21 protein-coding genes are annotated in these 21,232 nt (G+C 51.2%); 6 read left to right on the plus strand and 15 right to left on the minus strand.

The window, feature by feature from the left end:
* Positions 1 to 96: 96 nt before the first annotated feature.
* The 7 genes from metG to DX130_RS10335 all read right to left on the minus strand — a co-directional run bounded on the left by metG (position 97) and on the right by DX130_RS10335 (position 4,342).
* The gene (gene metG, locus DX130_RS10310; RefSeq protein ID WP_116044929.1) at positions 97 to 2,082 is read right to left on the minus strand and encodes a methionine--tRNA ligase; all 1,986 of its coding nucleotides are present in this window, start codon (positions 2,080 to 2,082) and stop codon (positions 97 to 99) included.
* An 83-nt stretch (positions 2,083 to 2,165) separates the two neighbouring features.
* On the minus strand, positions 2,166 to 2,414 hold the full coding sequence (locus DX130_RS26195) for a hypothetical protein (RefSeq protein WP_133297913.1): 249 nt from the start codon (positions 2,412 to 2,414) through the stop codon (positions 2,166 to 2,168).
* Positions 2,415 to 2,506: 92 nt separating this feature from the next.
* Entirely contained in the window at positions 2,507 to 2,752 is a 246-nt protein-coding gene (gene yidD, locus DX130_RS10315) for a membrane protein insertion efficiency factor YidD (RefSeq protein WP_206098814.1), read from the minus strand.
* A gap of 17 nt (positions 2,753 to 2,769) precedes the next feature.
* Positions 2,770 to 3,207, minus strand: a complete 438-nt coding sequence (locus DX130_RS10320; RefSeq protein WP_116044932.1) for a Fur family transcriptional regulator — start codon at positions 3,205 to 3,207, stop codon at positions 2,770 to 2,772.
* 75 nt (positions 3,208 to 3,282) lie between these two features.
* A complete protein-coding gene (locus DX130_RS10325; protein ID WP_116044934.1) occupies positions 3,283 to 3,513 on the minus strand; it encodes a hypothetical protein in 231 nt (76 codons plus the stop codon).
* A gap of 33 nt (positions 3,514 to 3,546) precedes the next feature.
* Positions 3,547 to 3,747, minus strand: coding sequence for a hypothetical protein (locus tag DX130_RS10330; RefSeq protein WP_116044936.1), 201 nt, complete (start codon positions 3,745 to 3,747; stop codon positions 3,547 to 3,549).
* A gap of 166 nt (positions 3,748 to 3,913) precedes the next feature.
* Positions 3,914 to 4,342 (minus strand): Hsp20/alpha crystallin family protein, encoded by a 429-nt coding sequence (locus tag DX130_RS10335; protein ID WP_116044937.1) that lies wholly within the window; start codon positions 4,340 to 4,342, stop codon positions 3,914 to 3,916.
* A 132-nt stretch (positions 4,343 to 4,474) separates the two neighbouring features.
* Between DX130_RS10335 and DX130_RS10340 the strand changes: the two genes are divergently transcribed.
* The 5 genes from DX130_RS10340 to DX130_RS10360 are packed head-to-tail and all read left to right on the plus strand — an operon-like array spanning position 4,475 to position 6,376.
* Positions 4,475 to 4,708, plus strand: coding sequence for a spore germination protein (locus tag DX130_RS10340; protein ID WP_116044939.1), 234 nt, complete (start codon positions 4,475 to 4,477; stop codon positions 4,706 to 4,708).
* A complete protein-coding gene (locus DX130_RS10345) occupies positions 4,705 to 4,905 on the plus strand; it encodes a spore germination protein GerPB (protein WP_116044940.1) in 201 nt (66 codons plus the stop codon). Before DX130_RS10340 ends, DX130_RS10345 begins: the two co-directional genes overlap by 4 nt.
* A 40-nt stretch (positions 4,906 to 4,945) precedes the next feature.
* The gene (gerPC, locus tag DX130_RS26435; RefSeq protein ID WP_165861218.1) at positions 4,946 to 5,677 is read left to right on the plus strand and encodes a spore germination protein GerPC; all 732 of its coding nucleotides are present in this window, start codon (positions 4,946 to 4,948) and stop codon (positions 5,675 to 5,677) included.
* Between the two features lie 2 nt (positions 5,678 to 5,679).
* Positions 5,680 to 5,904 (plus strand): hypothetical protein, encoded by a 225-nt coding sequence (locus tag DX130_RS10355; protein ID WP_338068629.1) that lies wholly within the window; start codon positions 5,680 to 5,682, stop codon positions 5,902 to 5,904.
* Positions 5,894 to 6,376, plus strand: coding sequence for a spore germination protein GerPE (locus DX130_RS10360; RefSeq protein ID WP_165861219.1), 483 nt, complete (start codon positions 5,894 to 5,896; stop codon positions 6,374 to 6,376). The genes DX130_RS10355 and DX130_RS10360 overlap by 11 nt, the downstream gene beginning before the upstream one ends.
* A gap of 23 nt (positions 6,377 to 6,399) precedes the next feature.
* Here DX130_RS10360 and DX130_RS10365 read toward each other — a convergent pair whose 3' ends face one another.
* From DX130_RS10365 to glgB, 5 genes are all read right to left on the minus strand, one after another.
* A complete protein-coding gene (locus DX130_RS10365; protein WP_116044945.1) occupies positions 6,400 to 8,361 on the minus strand; it encodes a glycoside hydrolase family 15 protein in 1,962 nt (653 codons plus the stop codon).
* On the minus strand, positions 8,343 to 9,806 hold the full coding sequence (gene glgA, locus DX130_RS10370; RefSeq protein WP_116044947.1) for a glycogen synthase GlgA: 1,464 nt from the start codon (positions 9,804 to 9,806) through the stop codon (positions 8,343 to 8,345). The genes DX130_RS10365 and glgA overlap by 19 nt, the downstream gene beginning before the upstream one ends.
* Positions 9,807 to 9,873: 67 nt before the next feature.
* Positions 9,874 to 10,986 carry a glucose-1-phosphate adenylyltransferase subunit GlgD gene (gene glgD / locus DX130_RS10375; protein ID WP_116044948.1) on the minus strand — a complete coding sequence of 371 codons (1,113 nt, stop codon included), beginning with the start codon at positions 10,984 to 10,986 and terminating at the stop codon, positions 9,874 to 9,876.
* On the minus strand, positions 10,983 to 12,149 hold the full coding sequence (locus DX130_RS10380) for a glucose-1-phosphate adenylyltransferase (protein ID WP_116044950.1): 1,167 nt from the start codon (positions 12,147 to 12,149) through the stop codon (positions 10,983 to 10,985). The genes glgD and DX130_RS10380 overlap by 4 nt, the downstream gene beginning before the upstream one ends.
* Positions 12,150 to 12,167: 18 nt before the next feature.
* Complete coding sequence (gene glgB / locus DX130_RS10385; RefSeq protein WP_116044951.1) at positions 12,168 to 14,075, minus strand: 1,4-alpha-glucan branching protein GlgB; 1,908 nt, start codon at positions 14,073 to 14,075, stop codon at positions 12,168 to 12,170.
* Positions 14,076 to 14,759: 684 nt separating this feature from the next.
* Between glgB and DX130_RS10395 the strand changes: the two genes are divergently transcribed.
* Complete coding sequence (locus DX130_RS10395) at positions 14,760 to 15,656, plus strand: helix-turn-helix domain-containing protein (RefSeq protein WP_116044955.1); 897 nt, start codon at positions 14,760 to 14,762, stop codon at positions 15,654 to 15,656.
* Positions 15,657 to 15,663: 7 nt separating this feature from the next.
* On the opposite strand, the gene helD is transcribed toward DX130_RS10395, so the two are convergent.
* From helD to DX130_RS10410, 3 genes are read right to left on the minus strand one after another with little or no spacing between them, the layout of a single operon-like run.
* Positions 15,664 to 17,985 carry an RNA polymerase recycling motor HelD gene (helD, locus tag DX130_RS10400; protein ID WP_116044956.1) on the minus strand — a complete coding sequence of 774 codons (2,322 nt, stop codon included), beginning with the start codon at positions 17,983 to 17,985 and terminating at the stop codon, positions 15,664 to 15,666.
* Positions 17,969 to 20,335: an alpha/beta hydrolase family protein gene (locus DX130_RS10405; protein WP_116044958.1), complete on the minus strand. Its 2,367-nt coding sequence runs from the start codon at positions 20,333 to 20,335 to the stop codon at positions 17,969 to 17,971. Before DX130_RS10405 ends, helD begins: the two co-directional genes overlap by 17 nt.
* Positions 20,323 to 21,114, minus strand: a complete 792-nt coding sequence (locus DX130_RS10410; RefSeq protein WP_116044959.1) for an ABC transporter ATP-binding protein — start codon at positions 21,112 to 21,114, stop codon at positions 20,323 to 20,325. Before DX130_RS10410 ends, DX130_RS10405 begins: the two co-directional genes overlap by 13 nt.
* Positions 21,115 to 21,232 lie beyond the last annotated feature (118 nt).

Here is a 21,232-nt window from a genome sequence, read left to right on the forward strand (position 1 = left end):
AGCAAACCCCTTCTACTTACAAGCCATACGCCAAAAAAAGTCATTCCATACCTCCCATTTGGGAGGAGGAACGACTTTTTCTCATTCTATATGCTGCTATTTCACAACGGCGCCATTGGGCATATCGTCCGGCACTGTAGCAAGCGTAAGCTGCTCGCCATGGGAAGCTGCCAAAATCATGCCTTGCGACATCTCTCCGCGCAGCTTCACCGGCTTCAGATTCGTCACACAGATGACCTTGCGTCCTACAAGCTCCTCCGGCTTATAATACTTGGCGATGCCAGATACGACCTGACGTTGCTCATAACCAAGATCCAATTGAAGCTTCAGCAGCTTATCCGCCTTCGGCACAGGCTCCGCAGCCAGCACCTGGGCTACACGAAGCTCCACCTTAGCGAAATCGTCGATACCAATCTCTTCCTTGTCTGATGGCTCTGGTCCTCCGCTGCTTGCAGACGTCGCTGCCGGCGCCTCCGCCTGATTTGCAGCGGGCACACCCCCACTCATCGAAGAGGCGATAAATGCGGCTTCTTCTTCGGTCTCCAGACGCGGGAAGATCGGCGTGCCTTTGCTGACCGTCGTACCGCCCGGAATACTTCCGAACGCACGCATGCTGTCCCAAGTGGTCAACTCGCCTTCCGAGAGACCCAACTGACGCCACATTTCGCGAGGGGCATTCGTCAGGAACGGCTGCAGCATAATCGCGATAAGGCGAAGCGATTCAGCCAGGTGATGCATGACGGAAGCCAGCTCGGCAGATTGGGCTTCATCCTTCGCAAGCGCCCACGGCTGCGTCTCGTCGATATATTTGTTCGTTCTGCTGACGAATTGCCATAGCGACGTAAGCGCTACAGAAAACTCCATCCGCTCCATCGCATTTTCAACAGACGTAATCGTCTCACTGGCAAGCTGCTGCAAGCTGGAGTCGAACGGAGTCACCGATCCGGCGAACGGAGGAACATGGCCTTCGAAGTACTTGCCGATCATGGCAACTGTACGGTTCAGCAAGTTGCCAAGGTCGTTCGCGAGATCGAAATTAATGCGCTCGACGAAATTTTCCGGCGTGAATGCGCCGTCAGAGCCAAATGGCACTTCGCGCAGCAGGTAGTAACGCAGCGCATCCAGACCATAGCGATCGATTAGGACAACCGGATCGACGACCGTACCTTTGGACTTGGACATCTTGCCTTCCTTCGTTAGAAGCCAACCATGCGCAAATACCTTCTTCGGCAGCGGCAGCTCAAGCGCCATCAGCATGATCGGCCAGTAGATTGTATGGAAACGAACAATCTCCTTGCCTACCAGATGAACGTCAGCCGGCCAGAACTGATTGTATTTCGCGTCCTTCCCTTCTTCGCCGTAGCCAAGAGCAGTAATATAGTTGGACAAGGCGTCGATCCATACATAAATGACATGTTTAGGGTCACCCGGAACCTTGATGCCCCAGTCGAAGGTTGTACGGGAAACAGCCAAATCCTCAAGGCCTGGCTTGATGAAATTGTTGATCATCTCGTTCTTGCGGGATTCCGGCTGAATGAAGTCCGGATTATCCTCATAATGCTTCAGCAGACGATCTGCGTATTTGCTCATACGGAAGAAATAGCTTTCTTCCTTCACCAGCTCCACCGCTCTGCCGCAGTCCGGGCAATTGCCGCCTACCAGCTGGCGTTCCAGGAAAAACGATTCGCAAGGTGTACAGTACCAACCTTCATATTCGCCCTTGTAAATGTCATCCTGCTCCAGCAGCTGCTTGAAGATGCGCTCGACAACGACCTTGTGACGGTCTTCAGTCGTGCGAATGAAATCATCGTTCGAAATTTCCAGCTTCTCCCACAGTTCCTTTATGCCCACTACAATATCGTCGACGAACTGCTGCGGCGTCTGATCCTTTTCCTTCGCTTTGCGTTCGATCTTCTGGCCATGCTCATCCGTACCGGTCAGATACCAAACATCATAACCGCGAAGACGTTTGTAACGGGCCATAGCGTCACCGGCAACTGTTGTATAGGCGTGGCCGATATGCAACTTATCGCTCGGGTAATAAATGGGTGTCGTAATGTAAAATGATTTTTTGTCAGACATCTTCATATTCCTCCTGTCGCTTTCTGGCGATTGTTCTGGAAAAACGCAAAAAACTCCCGTCCAACATGGGACGAGAGTTATACTCACGTGGTACCACCCAAATTCCGGCTGCGCATTCTTCCGCTTGCCGCACAACCGTTCAAGGTTGACACACACAAGCCACGCTGCCGCTTCGTAGGCCGTCTGCCGACGGCAATGCCCTTAACGCGGGCGTTACGCCGCTCCCTTACCGATTCTACGGCTCGAAAGCAGTGCCTCCCGGACCATCTTCCAGCTTCGCTCCTTGCCGGCTTGCACCATAACGCCCGGCTCTCTGCATAGGAATCCTCCACTGTACTCATCCATTCATTGGCATGAAACTATTTTATAAAATATACCGAATCCGATCCCTGCCTGTCAAGGCAGCATCCAACCAGCCCCAAGCTCACTTCCCATTCCGGTCGCCCGAAGAAGACAGCTTCTCCGGAACAGGATCGAATCCTCCCGGATGGAAGGGATGGCATCTGCCGATCCGCTTAGCCGCCAGCCAAGCTCCCTTGGCTGCTCCATGCACTTCGATCGCTTCCAGCGCATAGGCGGAGCAGGTCGGGTAGAACCGGCAACTCGGCGGCTTGAGCGGCGAAATATACTTGCGGTAGACATGGATAGGCGCTTGCAGCGCACGCCGCATGATCCGCTTCTCCGACTTCATGCCTCGTTCGCCGCCGCTTCTTCCTGCTCGCATGATTTGCAATAGCCGAACACCTCGAATTTATGCTTAACTACGCGGAAGTCCTGAGGAACTGCGGTCTGCTCCATCGGACAGAACGTAATGGGATACGTATGTCCGCATTGGAGGCAAATCAAATGATGATGGTGGTGCTCTTCCCTGCAATGCAGCTTGAACTTCACGCCGTCCTCGAATACGACCTGCTCCAGAACGCCAAGCTCCTCCATCACGCGCAGGTTCCGATAGACGGTATCAAAGCTGAGGCCGGAATAGGTTTTTCCCATATATTCATAGACATCTTTTGGCGATAGATAGCCAGGCGTATCTGCGAACAACTTGGCCAGCGTCTTTCGTTGATCCGTTACCCGCAGCCCGCGGCTCGACATTCGCCCGACGATTTCTTCCATTGTATGCATAGACGAACCTCCGAATTTGACAGTTTCTATCTTCCATAATGCCGAAAAAAAGAGCTCTCGTCAATGAGAGCCCTTTCATCCGTTCACCTTCATATTGATGACAAAGCTGGCACACATCGCAATAAACGTTACCATGCTGATGATGGCCATGAACGTCCGCCGGCGTTTCAGCGTCCCGATTCGCTCTGCTCCCGCGCCTTGCAATTGACTCTGGGTTACAAACCGATGCATAAATAAAAACGTGATAATCGATGCCACAAACAGCATATTTGTGATAAACCAAACTGCAGTCCAGTACAATTCCATACCCCCGGTTCTTCGTCTTAAGCTTGTCCGACGCTAGACATACCATCGATTCAGCACGTACATGAACACGCTGAAGCTGACGATTGCGCCCGCAAAACAAAACCATCCGTACTTGAACCGTTGCTGGAACATGCGGAGAATACCCAGACTAAGAAGACCGAATACAAGCAATATAAAGACGACTCCCAATATGAATAACGAAGGAGACACGCTGCTTACATCAACTAACGACACGACGACACTCCCTTTACGGTACAATATGTATATTCCAATTCAATATTATAAGGGATAGCCCGTTCATTAGCCAGCAGGTAGATTCGCCAAAAAGAAACTATTTCGTGACAAAATAATAACGCAGGCTCCCGTCAGAGCCGCTTCCCGCTCCGGTTCACCTGCGCTGCTATGGCCAATAGATCGAATGCTCATGATAAGTCCGGCTGATCGGCCGCTTCCGCAGCTTCACATGCAGGGTCCCATCCCTTACGGTTGCCTGGCATATTCTCGGCTTAACAAGCTTCGGCAGCTTCACCACCTCATGCCCTCCGCCCGGTAAACCGTCAATGCGCAGCACATCCTCCTTCACCCGCAATCGCAGCAAATTCTTATCGCTTCCAGATGGCAGCTTGAACTTGACGCCAATGTACAACTTCGATTCCGAGGTCTGCGCCGCTTTCGTTCCCGTCATATGTCCTGCGACATCCGGCAGCGCCTTCGTCATCATCCGCCTTACGAATTTCTCAACCCAATCAGGTTCACGCAGTACCTCGAAGCCGCGGGGCAGCTGCTGCCCTTCCATCCACCGCTCCAGATCGTCCCAGTTCGAAGCCACAGGGTATCCCTCCCTCCCCATTCCGTATACCATATGCTATCGCCCAGCAGCAGGATACTTGATTCCCATTCACCTCTAGGCGGATGCCGTCATAAGATACGATATACAAGAAGATTGCGGGGAGTGAAGCTCATGCCAGCTGTTGTCGGATTTGTCAAAATCGTAAGCGTCGGTTCTGCTTCCATTGTCCAATTCGGAGATACGCTGCAAGTTACACCATCGAGCAACACCAAGACCTATGCCGGCTCAGGCTCCTTCCTAACGGGCAGCCTGACGAATTCCAACAACGCCGTCAGCTCTACCAACACGTTAGATCCCGATATTCAAGACAACACCAACGTTCCGAATGGAGCGAACCTGGTATGAGCTGGACCATTAATCAGACGATAACCATCCACCAGATTCGCGTAGACAGCGTATCTAACAGTTCCGTTCTTCAGATCGGCAGCGCGGGGGCGATTCGCTCCCTCTCTCAGCTGTACAATACAGGCGGATTCACGGGGCCGGCTCCGATGCTGGAGGAAAATCCTCTCTCCTTTGTACCGCTGCCCAATCCCGCTTAACTGCCTTAAGCACGCCATAAGATGAGAGGAGATGGATCGGATGAAAGATGAAAGCCAGCCCTCTCCGTGGCAGGCATGGTCCTTCGAGGTCATGAAGAAGCTTAAATTTCAGCAGGAGCGGATCGAACGGCTGGAATGCACGGTTGACGATTTGTGCAAACAGTTGAAGCAGCTCGAATCCAAGCCGGCTTATACCATTGAGAACATCCAATACCACTTCGATCAGCTTAAAGTCGAGAAGCTGGAAGGGACGCTTAACATTGGCATGTCTCTGCCTGACGCCGACTCGTTCGGAAGCCAAGCTGGTAATGGAAGCAACGGAAGCACTAACGGCAATAGCGGGAACGGTGGTGCTGGCGGTGCTGGCAATATCGATCAATTTTCTGTCGGGCAAGGCAGCGGCAATGTCTTTCCGGCAGCAAGCCCCGCTATTACGCCACCGCCTCAGCCTTACAATGATATCTATCGGCGCTTAACCCGATATCTGGATACAGAAGCTCATCAGACTTTGCTGAAGTGTGAGGAGGAGCTGGAGCTGCCGCTTGACCCTTATCATCGGCGGATTATTTTGGAGGATGTCCGGAAGCAGATGCCTACGCGCATTCAATTTTATTGGCAGATGCAGACAAAGGATGGCACAGATACAGCTTCGCTTTATCCCGATCTTATTGCGGATCGCGTCTTCGATAAGACAAAGCGTGATGCGGAGGCCGCTATCGATACCTATATGAGAAGTCTAAAAGCTGGAAATCCAATGAACGGAGGCGATTAATTATGCTGCATTTTCATGTGACGAATCATTCGCTTGCCGTCGGACAGATCGACGTGCTCGGCATATCCAGCTCCTCGATGCTGCAAGTAGGCGATACGGATTGTGTGGCGCTGTATTCCATGTTCGATACACCTCCCGAATCGGTTGTTATCGGGCCGCTGGCACCTCTACCGGAGCCTGAGGGCGCAAGAGAAGCAATGGGCGAATCAAATGTCCATGAGCCATAATCATTCGGTGAGCGAAGGAGTCAGCTGTATACACCACCCGACTCGTACATCTCAGATCGGAGCAATCTGTATCATTAGCGCCTCCTCCTCCACCGCTATCCAATTCGGCGACCGCTGCAGAACGGATGCGCGTCTGATGGCGCTTGCCGTCCAGCGGAAGGAGGATCACGCCAAGTCCGGCGATGTTTACTTCGAATCATACCGCATCTTCTCTAGGCCTAACCCCATCCTGATCGATCCCGAGTTCGACGAGGGGCGCGTTATCCGAACGACCCGCACCAACTGTGATCCCTGCATCCGAGTTGGCTTTATTCGCGTCATTGCAGCAGGCAATTCCTCCAGTATCCATATTGGGAATGGGCAGTGTGTCAGCGGCCAAGCTCGCGTCAAGCATATCCGGCAATATCCAAAGGAAAAAATGACTCAGCCTATCATCTCTAGTCACAATCAACCGGCCATGGCATCGCCATAGCCGGTTGATTCATGTCCTTGGCACTAACCGGATAGCCTGCGATACTTCTCTGCATACTTGCACACGCTTTGCACGAGTGTCGCATGGGACCAGGTAAGCGGCGCAACAGACAACGGTGTTCCGTCATACGGATTCAGCTGCTCCGGCAGCATGCCACTTGAGAGGGCATGTCTGGCGACCCACTCCAGCGTCTTCCGCGGCTCCTCCAGATCCTCCAGCGAATTCGCGGCATCAATCTCGAAATTCGCTACCCAAAGCGTACAGATAATCCACGGATTACCCGGCACTTTATCAATATCGCCTGACTGCTGGAAGTAATAGTCGTTCGTATACCGGGCGATGCCGCCTACTTCCGTCTTCACGCGCAGGTCATGTTTGATGGCATTCATTGTCCCGATGACGCGGTAATCATCCACCGGCAGCACGCCAAATTCGAATACGCCGAACAAGCTGCTCTCCAGCGTCATATCTTTGACCCAACGGTTATCCTTCTGGATCAGTCCGCGAGCGAATCTGCCCGTCTCTTCATCCCACAGATGCGTCAGAATGCCGTGCTTGATACTCTGCGCCGTGCTCTTGTAATGATCGCTCCGCTCATAATCGCCGAACAGATCGGTGAAGAACGAAGCCGCCATTAACCCTCCATAGACGGAGGCTGCCGTATAAGTCCATATCCCGTACCGCTCTTCCCACAGATCATAGCTCGGCCTCGGCAGCGACAGCGAATGCTCGATATATTCGCTCAGGAAAGTAGCCGACTTGCGGATCAAGCTGCTGTAGAGCGCCTGGGGAAGCTCGATGACGCCGTTGCGTGAGTAGTCCTTCCAGAGCGCGAACAGGACAAGCGCCGTCTCGTCTTCCTGAATTGGAATCCGCTTGCTTCCCTGAACGATATAGGGATGCCAGCTGGAGCCCACTGTTCCGTCCGGATTATACTTGTGGTATAAATAGCCGTCCGGCGCCAGCGCAGTGGCGCAGAAGTGGAAGAACGGAGCGATTACGCTCTGATAGCCCGCCATCGACATCGCATCCGCAATAAGGGCGCCGTCCCTTGGCCACATATAGCTGTAGTGGTCACGGTTGTACTGAAGAATATCGGTATCATTGGCCGCGAGAATGGCCCCTCGCTCATCCACTTGGGTACGGACGAGCAGCAGGCTCTGCTTGAACATCTTGACAACTTGCGACGGGAGATCGCCGAATTCCGTTTCCGATCTGCGCAGCCAATGATTCCAGTACACGACCATCCGGCTGAGCAGCTTCTCGGGATGGTTCTCGTGTACATATTGGTTAAGCTCTTTCACTTCCTCCAGATTCCGTCCGATCGACATCCAATAATAGAACGTCTTTTCCGAATGTCCTTCTATACGCGAACGAAAGCTGATCGTGCTGTCCACGGAGCCCTGTGCAATCGTATTGCCCATTAGCACGCCATCCTCCGCATCGCGCCACGTGCCCTCCGCCGACTGGAACCGCTTGATGCCGGTCGAATATTGCATCATGCCGCCTTCATCGGAGAATCCGTTGAACATGAAATAGTTGGAGCGCTTGTAATGATAGAGTGTATGGTTGTCAGGATAATAGACGGCGGTATCGCCTACCTCTGACCCTTCAATCATCAGGTCTTGATGGAAAAACAATCTCACTTCCCTGGCATCGTCGCGCTTATTGCGTACCAATACACGCTTAATATAGATACATTCGCGCTGATGAATGCCATCATTCATATGGAGCTCTACGCCCAATCCTTCGTTTTTGGCCGTAATATTCGTCACGAGCGAATCCTCGATATAATCCAGATCAAAGCTCCATTCCGGCTCATCCAGCCACGAGAACACACCTTCCACCCAAATGCCCAGGCGGCAGTAATGTCCTCCGACATGGTTCAACTGACCGACATAAGGATAATAGATATCGCGAATAAAGCAGTGCTGGTCCAAATTCAAAAGCAGCTTTCCGTTGCCGATTACAAGATGACGGGCCATGGTTCGTTCTCCTTTCGCTCAGTCAACAATTGCGCATACAAATTGGCATAGGCCTTTGCGGAGCTGTCCCAGCTGTAATCCATTCGGGCACCATTGTCCACAATGCGCTTCCAGACTTCCTCCTGACGGTACAACGCCAGCGCCCTCCTAGCCGTATGCAAAAAATCATGCGCATTATAATTGGCAAAGCTAAAGCCATTGCCTTCACCAGTATATTCGTTGTAAGCCTGGACGGTATCCTTAAGCCCGCCCGTTTCCCTTACGATGGGGACTGAGCGGTACCTAAGCGCAATCAATTGGCTTAGTCCGCAAGGCTCGAATTTAGATGGCATCGCGTACAGATCGGAGCCCGCATAGATGCGCCGGGCCATCCGGTCACTATAGCCATGCCAGAATACCGCCTTGTCCGGATAGGTGCGAGCAGCATCTCGGAACAGCTCTTCGTAGCGCCAGTCGCCGGAGCCCAGCACCACCAGCTGCACATCTTCCTGAAGCAGCTCGTCTAGTGTAGCTGCTATCAGATCGAAACCCTTCTGCTCAACCAGCCTGGATACGATGCCGATTAACGGCGTATCTCCCGACTGGGGAAGACCTAGCTCGTGCTGGAGATCGAGTTTGTTCTTGCGCTTGCGCGACAGAGAGTTTCGATAGGGTGTATGCAGGACAGAATCGTTCATAGGATCAAACAACTCTACATCAATGCCATTGACGATGCCCGTCAAATCCCCGCTTCGATAGCGGAGCAGCTCCTCCAGCCCTTCCCCGTAGTAGGCGGTCTGAATTTCCGAGGCGTATGATTCGCTGACGGTCGTCAATCGGTCGCTGTAGACCAAGCCGCCCTTCATGCAACTGGCTGCACCGTGAAATTCCAAGCCCTCCGCCACGAACATATCATCTCCGGCCCCTGTCAGTTCCTTGATCAGATCAATGCCGAACAAGCCCTGATACTTCAAATTATGAATCGTAAACACCGATTTCACATAAGCCCATGCGGGATCAAAGGCGTATCTCGTCCTCAGGAGGAACGGGATTAGACCCGTCTGCCAATCATGGCCATGCACGATGTGCGGTTTGAAGTCCATATAGCGGACTGCTTCCATCACGGCATAACAGAAAAACACGAACCGCTCTGCGTCGTCATCATACCCGTAAAGACCCCTGCGTCTGAAATAATAATCGTTATCCACCAAATAATACACGACCCCGTCAATGGCGGCGGTCAGCAGGCCGCAATATTGATTGCGCCAGCCGAAGGTGACCTGGAATGCTGACACAAATGTAAATTGAGACAAATACGCTTCCGGTATTTCCTCATACTTCGGCATGATAACTCTGACATCCAACCCTCGCTCGTTAAGCGCTTTGGGCAGCGCGCCGGCTACATCCGCCAGCCCGCCGGTTTTGGCGAGCGGCACAGCCTCCGATGTCGCAAACAGCACATTCATCCGATTGAACGCCTCCTATCCGGGCAACGCGTGTTCGGAGCATCTCTCCGAACCCTCCGCAGCCATGCTATATCACACGTTTCTTTCCGGCGAGAAAGGGAGTTCCTTCCGTACCGCGCAAATCGCGATTTCCTTCCACCTGCACATCTTTGTCCAATATACAGTTGGAGACAAAGCTGTTCTCCCCTACTTTACCGTTCTGCATGATAATACTGTCCTTGATGAGCGCGCCCTTCTCCACATGCACGCCCCTGAACAATATGCTGTTCAGCACGGTACCTTCAATTCTGCATCCGTTGGCGATCAGCGAATTGGATACGTGGGAACCAGACGTGTAGCGAGCAGGCGGCTCATCTTTAACCTTCGTATAGATGGGTCCGGGTTGGTAGAACAGCTCCTTCCATACCTCCGGCTGCAGCAGCGACATGCTGTGATCGTAATAGCTGGTCAGCGTATTAACCACACCCAAATAACCTTCGTACATATAGCCGTGCACCTTTAATTGACCCAGTCTGGAGAAGATCGCATGCCGCACCAGATGATCCTGTCCCTGCGCAAGCGAAGTTTCGACCAGCTCCATAAGCAATTCCTTGCGCATGACATACATCTCCATCGAGACGATATCACTGAGCATGCGTCCATAATGATCCTGAATGGACGTAATTCGTCCGTCATCCTCCATCTTCACCTTGCGCGCCTTCCCCGGTGACGGCTGAGTCTCTCGTTTGCAAACAACGGTGATATCGGCCTCTTGCTCCAGATGATGGTTAATGACCGCTTCAAAGTCGACATTGCACACCATATGGCTACGCGTTATAACAACGTACTCCCACGTGGAACGCTCGAAGTAATCCCGGTGCTGGTAGAAGTGGTACAGGTCTCCCCTGCTGATTTCTTGAATATCATCCGTTGCAGGCGGAAGGATGAACAGCCCGCTCTGCCGATGCTGAAGATCCCAATGCTTGCCGGAGCCCAGATGGTCCATCAGCGAGCGAAATTTGGTATGAGCGAATACGGCCACTTGGCTAATACCGGAATTGACCATGCTGGACAGAACAAAGTCGATCAGCCGGTATCTCGCTCCGAATGGGACGGTAGCCAGGCAGCGGCTTTGCGTCAGCCGTTCCAACTCGTCCGTCTCATGAATCAGATTAACTACACCAAGCACCTTATGCTTCATGACGGCTCCACCTCCAACAGTTCATGATCGACTGCGACATACTGATCCACCGCAACAACTGTAATCGCATCATCCAGCGGATCGCCAATGATTACTCCAGCTTGAATAACGGCTCCCTCACCAATAATAGCCCGATGAATTCGCGCCCCTTCTCCTATTCGCACATTAGGCATAATGACGGATTCCGAGATATAACTGCCCTTCTCCGCATTCACACCGAAAAACAACACCGAGCGGTCGACCGTCCCCTCCAATATGCAGCCCTCTGTAACGAAAGAGGAAGTGACCTGCGCCGTTTCCGTCGTTAATTGTGCCGGCATGTTCGGGTTTACCGAATAGATGCGCCACTTCGGGTCATAGAGGCTTAATTCCGGCTCATCGGCGATCAGGTCCATATTCGCCTCCCACAACGATTCAATCGTTCCGACGTCCTTCCAATAGCCCTTATACGAATAGCAATGCAGACGCAGTCCATCCCGCATCATAGCCGGTATAACATCCTTGCCGAAGTCATGGCTGGAGCCGCGGCTAGCTTCATCGTAGATCAAATACTTTTGGAGCGCCTTCCATGAAAAAATATAGACGCCCATCGACGCGATATTGCTAGTGGGATTCTTCGGCTTCTCTTCGAAAGCCGTAATACGATCTTCGTCATCCACATGCATCACGCCGAAGCGGCTGGCTTCCTTCCAGTCCACAGCTATTCCCGCTATCGTGACATCCGCCTCGCACCGTTTATGATGCTGAAGCATCAGCTCATAGTCCATTTTGTAAATGTGGTCGCCCGAAATGACAAGCACATACTCCGGGTTGTATCGTTCGATAAAGGCCATGTTCTGATAAATGGCATTCGCCGTGCCTTTATACCATACCCCGCCCTTTTGCTTCATGTACGGCGGCAGGATGGTCATGCCTCCGTCTCTGCGGTCCAGTCCCCATGGACTGCCGATGCCCAAATAACGATTCAGCTCAAGCGGCTGATACTGGGTAAGCACTCCTACAGTGTCAATGCCTGAATGGGCGCAATTACTGAGCGTAAAATCGATAATGCGGTATTTGCCGCCAAAATAGACAGCAGGCTTGGCCAAATCTTTGGTCAGCACGCCCAGCCTCTTTCCTTCGCCTCCTGCAAGCAGCATAGCGATCATTTCCTTACGGCCCATGGACACCAACTCCTTTGGTTAAAATGTGTCCCCCTCGCGAGGTGCAAGCAGCATGAACGTATAGGGGGGAAGATGAAGTGAGATGCTCTGATCGTAGCCATGCCAGCTCGCGCCCTCCGTACGATAGCCGTCTGGCGGCTTCGATTCCGGTGCGCAGAACGCATTATTCCCGCTCTGGATGCGAATCTCGTACAGGCCGAGCTCAGGCACGCCGACCCGGTAATCGCCATAATCGCGGTTCGAGAAATTGGCAATGACGACAGAGAAGCTTGATCGGCCGCGACGGATAAAGGATATGACAGATTGCTGCGCATTATGAACGTCGATCCACTGGAAGCCTTCCGGCTCCGCATCCTTCTCCCATAACGAGGGAAGCGAGCGGTATTCATGATTGAGGGCCCGCACATAGCCGAGCATATCTCTATGGCTGTCATAATCCAGCAGCATCCAGTCCAGCATATCGCCGTCCTTCCACTCGTCGAATTGTCCCCATTCACCTCCCATGAAGAGTAGTTTTTTGCCAGGGTGAGTCATCCAATAGCCGTAGAACAGCCGAAGCTGAGCGAATTTTTCTTCGTAACTGCCCGGCATTTTGTTCAGAAGCGAACGTTTGCCATGAACGACTTCATCATGCGAGAGCGGCAATACATAATTTTCGGAAAAAGCGTAGCATAAGGAGAAAGTAATCAGACCATGATGATGCGGCCGTTCATCGGGGTGGAGCGACATATAGCGAAGCATGTCATTCATCCAGCCCATGTTCCATTTGAAGTTGAAGCCGAGTCCTCCTTTATAGGTCGGAGAAGTCACAGCAGGCCATGCGGAGGAGTCTTCCGCAATCATCAGAGCGTCGGGGTAATAGTGAAATACCATTTCATTTAATCGTTTGAGGAAGCGAAGAGCATCTAGGTTGTCTCTTCCGCCTATATCGTTGTAGGTGTGCATGTGAGGCGGCTTATCCATATGCAAGTTCAGCATATTGGCAACTGCGTCTACGCGCAAGCCGTCGATGTGGTAGAGGTCCATCCAGTAGAGCGCATTGGAGATCAGGAAGCTGACCACTTCCCTGCGCGAGAAATCGAATGCCAGCGTGCCCCATAACGGAAGCTCCGCTCGGTTTGCGTCATAGCCTTCATAGAGCGGAGATCCGTCAAACATCCGCAAGCCATGGTCATCCTTGCAGAAGTGCCCAGGCACCCAATCCAGAATGACCCCAAGACCGTGCTGATGACAGGCATCCACAAAGCGCATCAATCCCTTGGGGCTGCCGTAACGGCTTGTCGCGCTGTAGAAGCCGGTAACTTGATAACCCCAGGACTGATCAAGCGGATGCTCGGCAAGCGGCATTAGCTCAATATGCGAGTAGCCTAGTTCTGAGACATAAGGAACCAGCTCATCGGCCAGTTCCTCATAGGTATAAAAGATTTCTTTCCCTTTCACCTTCCACGAACCAGCATGAGCCTCATAGATAAGAAGTGGGTTGGCATATGGCGTATGGCTATTCTTATGCCGAATCCAACCACTGTCATTCCATGCGTAACCGGCAAGATCCGTCACGATAGACGCAGTTCCTGGGCGGCGTTCGGCGTGGAAGGCATACGGGTCCGCTTTCCTGATCGGGGTTCCGTCCCCTTTGACCAATTCGTACTTGTACACTTCCCCCTCCGTCAAGTAAGGGATGAACAGCGCATGGACGCCCGTCGTTCCGACTTGGCGCATCACATGCCCGCTCCCGTCCCAGCTATTAAAGCTGCCTATGACCCGGGCCTCCTTGGCGTTAGGAGCCCATACCGCAAACCTAACACCGTGCATACCGTTCACTACTGCAGGATGAGCGCCCATAAATCGGTAACTGTGATAAGAAGAGCCCTGATTGAACAAATATACATCTTCCTCGGACAAGCCAACAAGCGTCGCTTCTGTCATAAGCAGCTTCACCTCCTCCGGAAAAAGGATTTACGCTCATTATACATGCTTCCGTGAAAATAAAACAGTCCGTTTTCATAAAACATAACCAAAAAGAGAAGGTATATGTCACAATACCTCACTTTTCGACGTGATTTTAATGAAATCTTTACATTACACCAAATTCATTACTCGTTGGATGTAGTAGTGTTTCGAACAATATCCTTTCGAAACCGCTTCTTCTTCACATTTGACCCACTTGCATTCGATAGTTTTCTTCACACGACGAGGTCTAACCATGTTAGGATCGCCGTGTCTTAACATCCGTTGATGATGCATGGCGCAAAGCCCTTTCGCTTTCACCGGTTTTATACAATCTCCCATGCTGCAGCTATTCACTCGATGTTCCCCCTTGTTGTATCCAATGCTTTATATGCGAAATCGCTGCTTAGCGGTTCGAAATTAATATTAGCTGGAAATACGTGCATAATAAAGCTGACTGTAGGCTCATTATGGTGAACTAAGACAAGCCAAAACACCTCATGCTGCCCGTAAGCCCCGTTTCGGCGATGAAGTTTAAAAAATTAAACATATTGTAACTCTGTTGGTTTGTCTTGCCTGTGTCAACCTTGTGAACGATTAGGTGTTATCATATACTTTAGTTCAATTATATACTTGAGTTTACCATTTTGAGGGGGGTCTTATTTGTCTATTCATCAACAACTTTTTCAATTATTGAATCAACCTATGCTCATCTTGAAGGAGCTGGATGGCATTGTACAAGTAGAAGATGCCAATGAAGCATTAATGAAACTGACAGGATTCCCACTTTCCCATATTCTCGCTACGGAGAGCCGCTACCTTCAAGAACATTATCGCATCGATCTGCGAAAAAGAATCTTAAGACGAGAAATCAAGATGCCGACCAAACGAAGGAACGATTTGTACGTCCAGATTGAGCAGATCCCGCTGCCCGGCCAACCGGATGACCCCTGGATCAGAGCCTTTCTCATCTTCGAGGACTTAACCGCGTATAATTGGATCAACCGGCAGCTTGAGAAAGGCAAAGTACTAATAAGCGGCATTGTAGACCAGCACTTGCATATTCGCTCGCTGCACGATAATATGGCCTCGCTCCTGTTTGAACCTGATTCTATCATGGAAGACGAGACTCTTCTGCAATTCATTGCAGAGCATGAACGACCGCGCATGATGAAGATACTCCAGGAGACATCACGACTGAACAAAGAACAAAATGTAACGATTCAGACAAGCAAATTAAACGGTATTGAACTGGATATGGAGCTTTCCTATTTTCCTGTTCTGAACGGGCATGGTCAGTGCAGCGAGCTGGCTTTTGTCGTCTGGGATCTCCGCCCAACCGATGAGCAGACCGTCGATTCTTCCATGAAACTGAAAATATGGATGGCCAAGCGCGACATGTCTGCCGGGCAGCTGGCAGCCTCGACCGGCATTTCTTTACAGACGATATCAAAGCTGAGAAATGGAAAAATCGAAAAGCCCCAGAGGCTTACAGCTGAGCTGATCGCCTCGGAGCTCCGTGTCGATGTTCATCAGATATGGTCTTCCATTCGCAAGTAACGGAGAACTACTTCTGCAGGAAAGGAGTCAATTCCCCGGCATAATAGAGATGCAGCTCATGCATAGCGCGCGTGCACGCTGTATAGAACAGCTTCCTCTCGCTTTCGCGCGAATAGGCTTCCTCTGATGCGTCGCTAATAATAACGCTATCGAACTCCACGCCTTTCGCCAGATACGACGGGATAATGACATTGCCTTTTTCGAAGGTCACCGTTTCCTTCTCGATTAGCCGAAGCCCAGCATAGATCGGTGCTAATTGCTCACTGATTTGCTTGGCTTCCGCAGCAGTCTTGCAAATTATCGCTATGGACTCGTAGCCCGCTTTCTCCAGCATGCGCAGCCTCTCGGCAATACTAGCAGGCAAGTCTTCCTTCGAAGCTGCCTGAGTCAAAGTTGGCTCCGTTCCGTTCCGATTGAACGGCTCGATTCGCTCTCCGTCTTGGATGATTCGGCTGGCAAACTCTACAATTTGTCTGGTCGAACGGTAGCTGCGATACAGAGTGATACGCTCAGACTCGCCTTGATCGAACAGCATGCTTAGCGTATGGAACACTTCTCCTGTACCCGAATGGGCGAAAATCGATTGATTAAAATCGCCAAGCAGCGTAAATTTGCTATTCGGGAACAGGCGTTTCAAGTAGCGATACTGGAATTCCGAATAATCCTGTGCTTCGTCGATGAATAAATGCCTCACTGTCGTATGCGTGTGGAAGCCCTCCAGCTTCTCCTTTAAGTAAGCATACGGAGTAGCATCCTCGTAAGGTATCGTACCTTCTAGGAGCTGTTCAAGCGTAATTTCTCGAATAAGCTCCCATTGATCGGACACATTTGAATGACCTTGTATCGTTCCAGCGGATTGGTAGAACAACTTGTAAATAGCCGGAACATTAAGGAATTTGCCTCGCTTCACGCTACGGCGCAGCTTCTTGAACTTCTCCTGTACGACCTTCGCCGCCAAGTAATTGCGCTCCGAGTCAAAATCATCATAGGATTGCTCCGTGAATCTCTTTTTCCCACTAAGCTCTTGGTAAGCTTGCGCATAGCTTTCATTATCAAGAAGCTCAATAGCTTCGTCCACCCATTTCTTCTTTTGCTCCAGCTTGGCAAGCCCGGTCAGTTCCTTGAGCAGCCATAGGCTGAGCGAACGCAGCCTGTTCGGAATGGTAACCGTGTGATCCATCTCATAAAACTTCTCTGCCATCGCTTTGCCGCTAATCAGCTTACGTCCCCGGAAGACAATTGACTTAAACACGAGGCCGGATTCGCCCAATGTCGATACGTATTCGTCAATCCTTTCCATAAACTCCGCCCGCGATTTCAACCTGATGCCGTCCATACGAGCCTCATAATTCTTTTCACTCATGCCGGTCAAAGAGTATTCCATTTGAGTAAAGGGATCTTCCAGTGTAAAGTCTCTTCCGATCCGATGCTCCAAATATTGTTGATAGGTCGTCTGATTCATATTCTGTTCGCCCAGCTCCGGCAAAACTGTCGATACATAACTGTTGAACATAGGATTGGGCGAGAACAATACAATTTGATCAGCGCTCAGCACGCCCCTGTATCGGTACAGCAAATACGCGACGCGCTGCAGTGCTGCCGATGTTTTACCGCTGCCGGCCGCTCCTTGCACAATAAGCAGCTTCGCCCGTTCATTGCGAATGATGGCGTTTTGCTCCTGCTGAATCGTTGCGACGATCGTCTTCATTACGGCATCAGAGCCTTTGCCCAACACCTCCTGCAGCAGCTCATCGCCGATGGTTACACCTGTATCGAACATGCTTCGGATTTGGCCATTGCGAATCATATATTGGCGTTTCAGCGTCATCTCGCCGCGTATCGTGCCGGCTGGCGTCTCATACGCTACCGGTCCTGGACCATAATCATAATATACACTGGATACCGGAGCCCTCCAGTCATAGATCAAATACTCCTCTCCGGAATCATCCAGCAACGATCCTACTCCCAGATAAATCACATCCGGCTTCGCATCCGGATCAGCTTCATCTATAAGATCAATACGGCCGAAATAAGGAGAGGTCTTAAGCCGCTCCAGCGTAGCAAGCTGCTCCTTCATATGCCGATGGCTTCTTTCCCGCTCCGACAGAAGCTCTGCTTGTTGCTTCATGCTGGCAAAGGTTTCAGCCGATTCGGCGGAATCCTCAAAGTTCACCGTGACGTCATCCCAGAAATCACGCCGGATATCTACGATCTCTCCCCGTATGCCCCCTGTTTTTTCTCTGAGCGTTTCGATCCTGTTTATAATCAATCCCGTCAGGCTTTCTACACGAGCTTGTTCTTCCTTACGGTCATTATCGATATTCGACATAGGAACCTCCTCTAGGCAAAAATCCGATATCGTCCAGCATTACCTTGCCGCGTTCGCTCTGAAAGCGGAACTGTATGCCGCTGATCTCCTGCGGGGTAAGTGGTTCGGCCTCTTCTTCGGTTTCTCCGTTCGACATGCCAAACAGTTCGATTGGAATAATAAACGTTTGATAGACGGCTTCTACCGGATTTCGATACTTGTTGTTTTTTATTTTGTCTTCCAGAAAACCCATCTTTAAAAATGAAGTGTATGCAGGTTCCGGCACACTCATGAATTGTTCAAGTTCAACCGACAGCTCTTCACCGGAGTCAGTCGTGAGTACGATCTCTATGCTTGGCAACGGCGGCAGCTCCGGCTCGCTAGTCTCAGCCCGCGGTTCCTCGCCATCAAGCGCCGTATCTGCAGCTATTTCTTCGTCTTCCTGCTTCATCGTCACCATATCCCACTCCAGGTTGGAGAGCGAGAATACAAGGCTGCCCTCTTCGATCTTCTCCAGTTCTCGGGCCGCAACAGCAGACAGCTCCAGCTCATAGACGGCTCCCGGCTCTTCCCATTGGAGCGACATGCCGGATGTTCCTTTCGTATTGCCATCCCGATCCTTAGGCTTCTCCTTCTCTCCGGCTACCATCCCTTCATATGCAGTATGATTAATGAACCGGTTGTAGGTGTCAAAGTGGACGATCCGAACGAAATCAGCCCCTTCGTAACGACTGACATAGTCAGTCGGAGGCAGCCACTGAAGCCCTGAACGATAATCTTGAAACAGCGCCTTATACTCCACTCGGTCAAGCAAGGTCGCCTCCAGAAAGGCTGAAATAAACACTTTCGCGATTTCCCGCTGATCTTCGGGATTTAGCAAATCTTCACGGTTCAGCAGCAATCCCCCCGGCAGCCGCTCATCCATCGTCCCCCAGTCGGTATTGAACTGACTGTGGTTGGCATGCGAGAGATACAATGAAGCTTTGAACCGGTCTGATTCACCGCTGAACGCCACACGACTATATTGACGCTCTCCGTAGAAATTGTTCACATCCGCGTCTTTGGCGCCTTGAATCGTGAAGTAATTGGTATCGAGCAGCGCCGCAGACTTGTCATCTATCCGCTTGTCTGTCGGCGCAATGGCGACAACGGACTGGATATGAACGTTATGAATACTGCTGAGCGATACATCATCTCTGAACCAGCGATCCCAATCGGCCGCAATGGCAACAGCCTGACCACCGCGGGAATGACCAATCAATCCTATCTTGTCCCAGTCTACCTTGCCGGCAAAGGGCGAATCCTGTCCCTCGGACAACGTCTGAATTTGCTGCAGATGCTTCAGAAGCAGCCATCCGCGTATTTTCATATCATCATTAGGCAAGCTCGACCAAACGGAATAGTTCATATAATTCGCATCAACAGATACCGCAATCATGCCTCGACTTGCCAGCAGCTCACCCAGGTAGCCATATCCTCCATCAGAGAAATACTCCATCAAATGATTGCCATGCACAATAAGGACAAGCGGAAACTCCCCCTCGCCCTCCGGCATCCATACGCGGCCATTAAGAGGAAGACTGTGCTCGTCAAAGCCCCAGAACAGCGTCTTAAGCTTCGACCAGCTTGTAATATAGTCCGAGGCATCAATCGTCTCTGTTACAACGTCAACACCCTTGCCGAATATATCGCGGTGTTTGTCTTGACCGCTGCCATAGCTGAACGTCTTAACGCTGTAATTGCCTTGCTCAGCTGGATTACCTGCTTCAATCCGGCTCGGTGCAACCAGAGGCTCCGCATAGTCCTGCGAAGCTGCATCGACACGTTCCGGCTGCTTGGCCGGAGCAGGCCAGCCAGCATAGAGCGGTATTGAGATGATCAGCACGGCAGACGCGACAGCCAGCGCCGCCTTGGCGGTGCGAGGAACCTCCAGACTCAGCAAAAAACCAAATAATAGTCCGATCAATAATGCTGCCAAAGCATAAGTCACGCTAAGCAGGATAGAGATTACTGTACCTAGCTCTGTGAAATAAAGAATGACCGTGCTTTGAGCGGCCGTGTACACCACATATGCCGTCAGCTTACGCGGAAGCGGTATATACATATATGACAAAAGCAACGACAAAACATATCCAACTACGAACATAAGCAAAGCATTGGCCGTCAGAAAGATAAACATATCTATCCATACACCAAGTCCTGTCGGCATTCCCAGCACGGCGAGAGACATGGATACAGCGCTGAACAGCATACACAAGCCTGCGGCAAACCGTGTAACGAAACCTTCCCGCTTCAGCCGAAGGGCATGACGCTTCTTGAACCAGTTCGCCGCCTTGCGGCTACGCGAACGCGGCTCTGTTATATGTTCCATGCATCCCCCTTAACAGATAACCAATATCTTCCGTAACGATTCTCGATATGAACCGGTACATCAAAGAATGTTCCCATCCGATCGGAAGTCATCAAGCTTTCCGTTGCCTCCGATGCGTAGACTTGCCCTTTTTTAAGCAACAGCGTTTTTGTAAAACAAGGCAATATTTCTTCTACATGATGAGTAACGTAGATGAGCGTCGGCGCATCCTTTCCCTTGGCAATCGCGTCAATCATCGACAGCAGGCTCTCTCTAGCGAAAATATCAAGGCCTGTACACGGCTCGTCCAGAATTAGCAGCTTTGGCGAGTTCATCAGCGCTCTCGCTATGAGCACCCGCTGGCGTTCACCTTGAGACAACGTATCATAAGTGCGTTCCACGAAGGACGAGCAGCCGAGCGAATCCATAAGGGCTCGTGCCCGCTCCATATCTTCTTCCTCCAGCTTATCGTACACGCCAATGGTAGAAAATTTCCCGCTTAGCACGATTTGCAAAGCTTTTTCGCTTCCATATAGCTTCTGTTGAAGAGAGGTACTCACCCACCCGATGCTTTTGCGAAGCTCCCGCAAGTCGTATTCTCCGAATGTATGGCCCAAAACGCTAATTTTCCCGCTAGTCGGCCATATGTATCCATTTATCATATTGAGCAGCGTCGTCTTACCCGAGCCGTTAAGTCCCAATAAACAACAATGCTCTCGTTCGCCAACCTGCCAGCTCACATCATCCAGGATAATGTCTTCTCCGCGCTCCCACGTCACATGGGATATATCGATGATCATCGTTTTTCCCCCTCCACTTGCTCTATATCAATCGTGGATATCTATTCTATCAATATCATACACCGTTTTCCAGCTGACGTAAAAGATAGGCCCCTCCGATTCGGAGGAGCCTTGCCTT

The sequence above is a fragment of the Paenibacillus paeoniae genome, assembly GCF_003388735.1.
GTDB classification, from domain to species: Bacteria; Bacillota; Bacilli; order Paenibacillales; family Paenibacillaceae; genus Pristimantibacillus; species Pristimantibacillus paeoniae.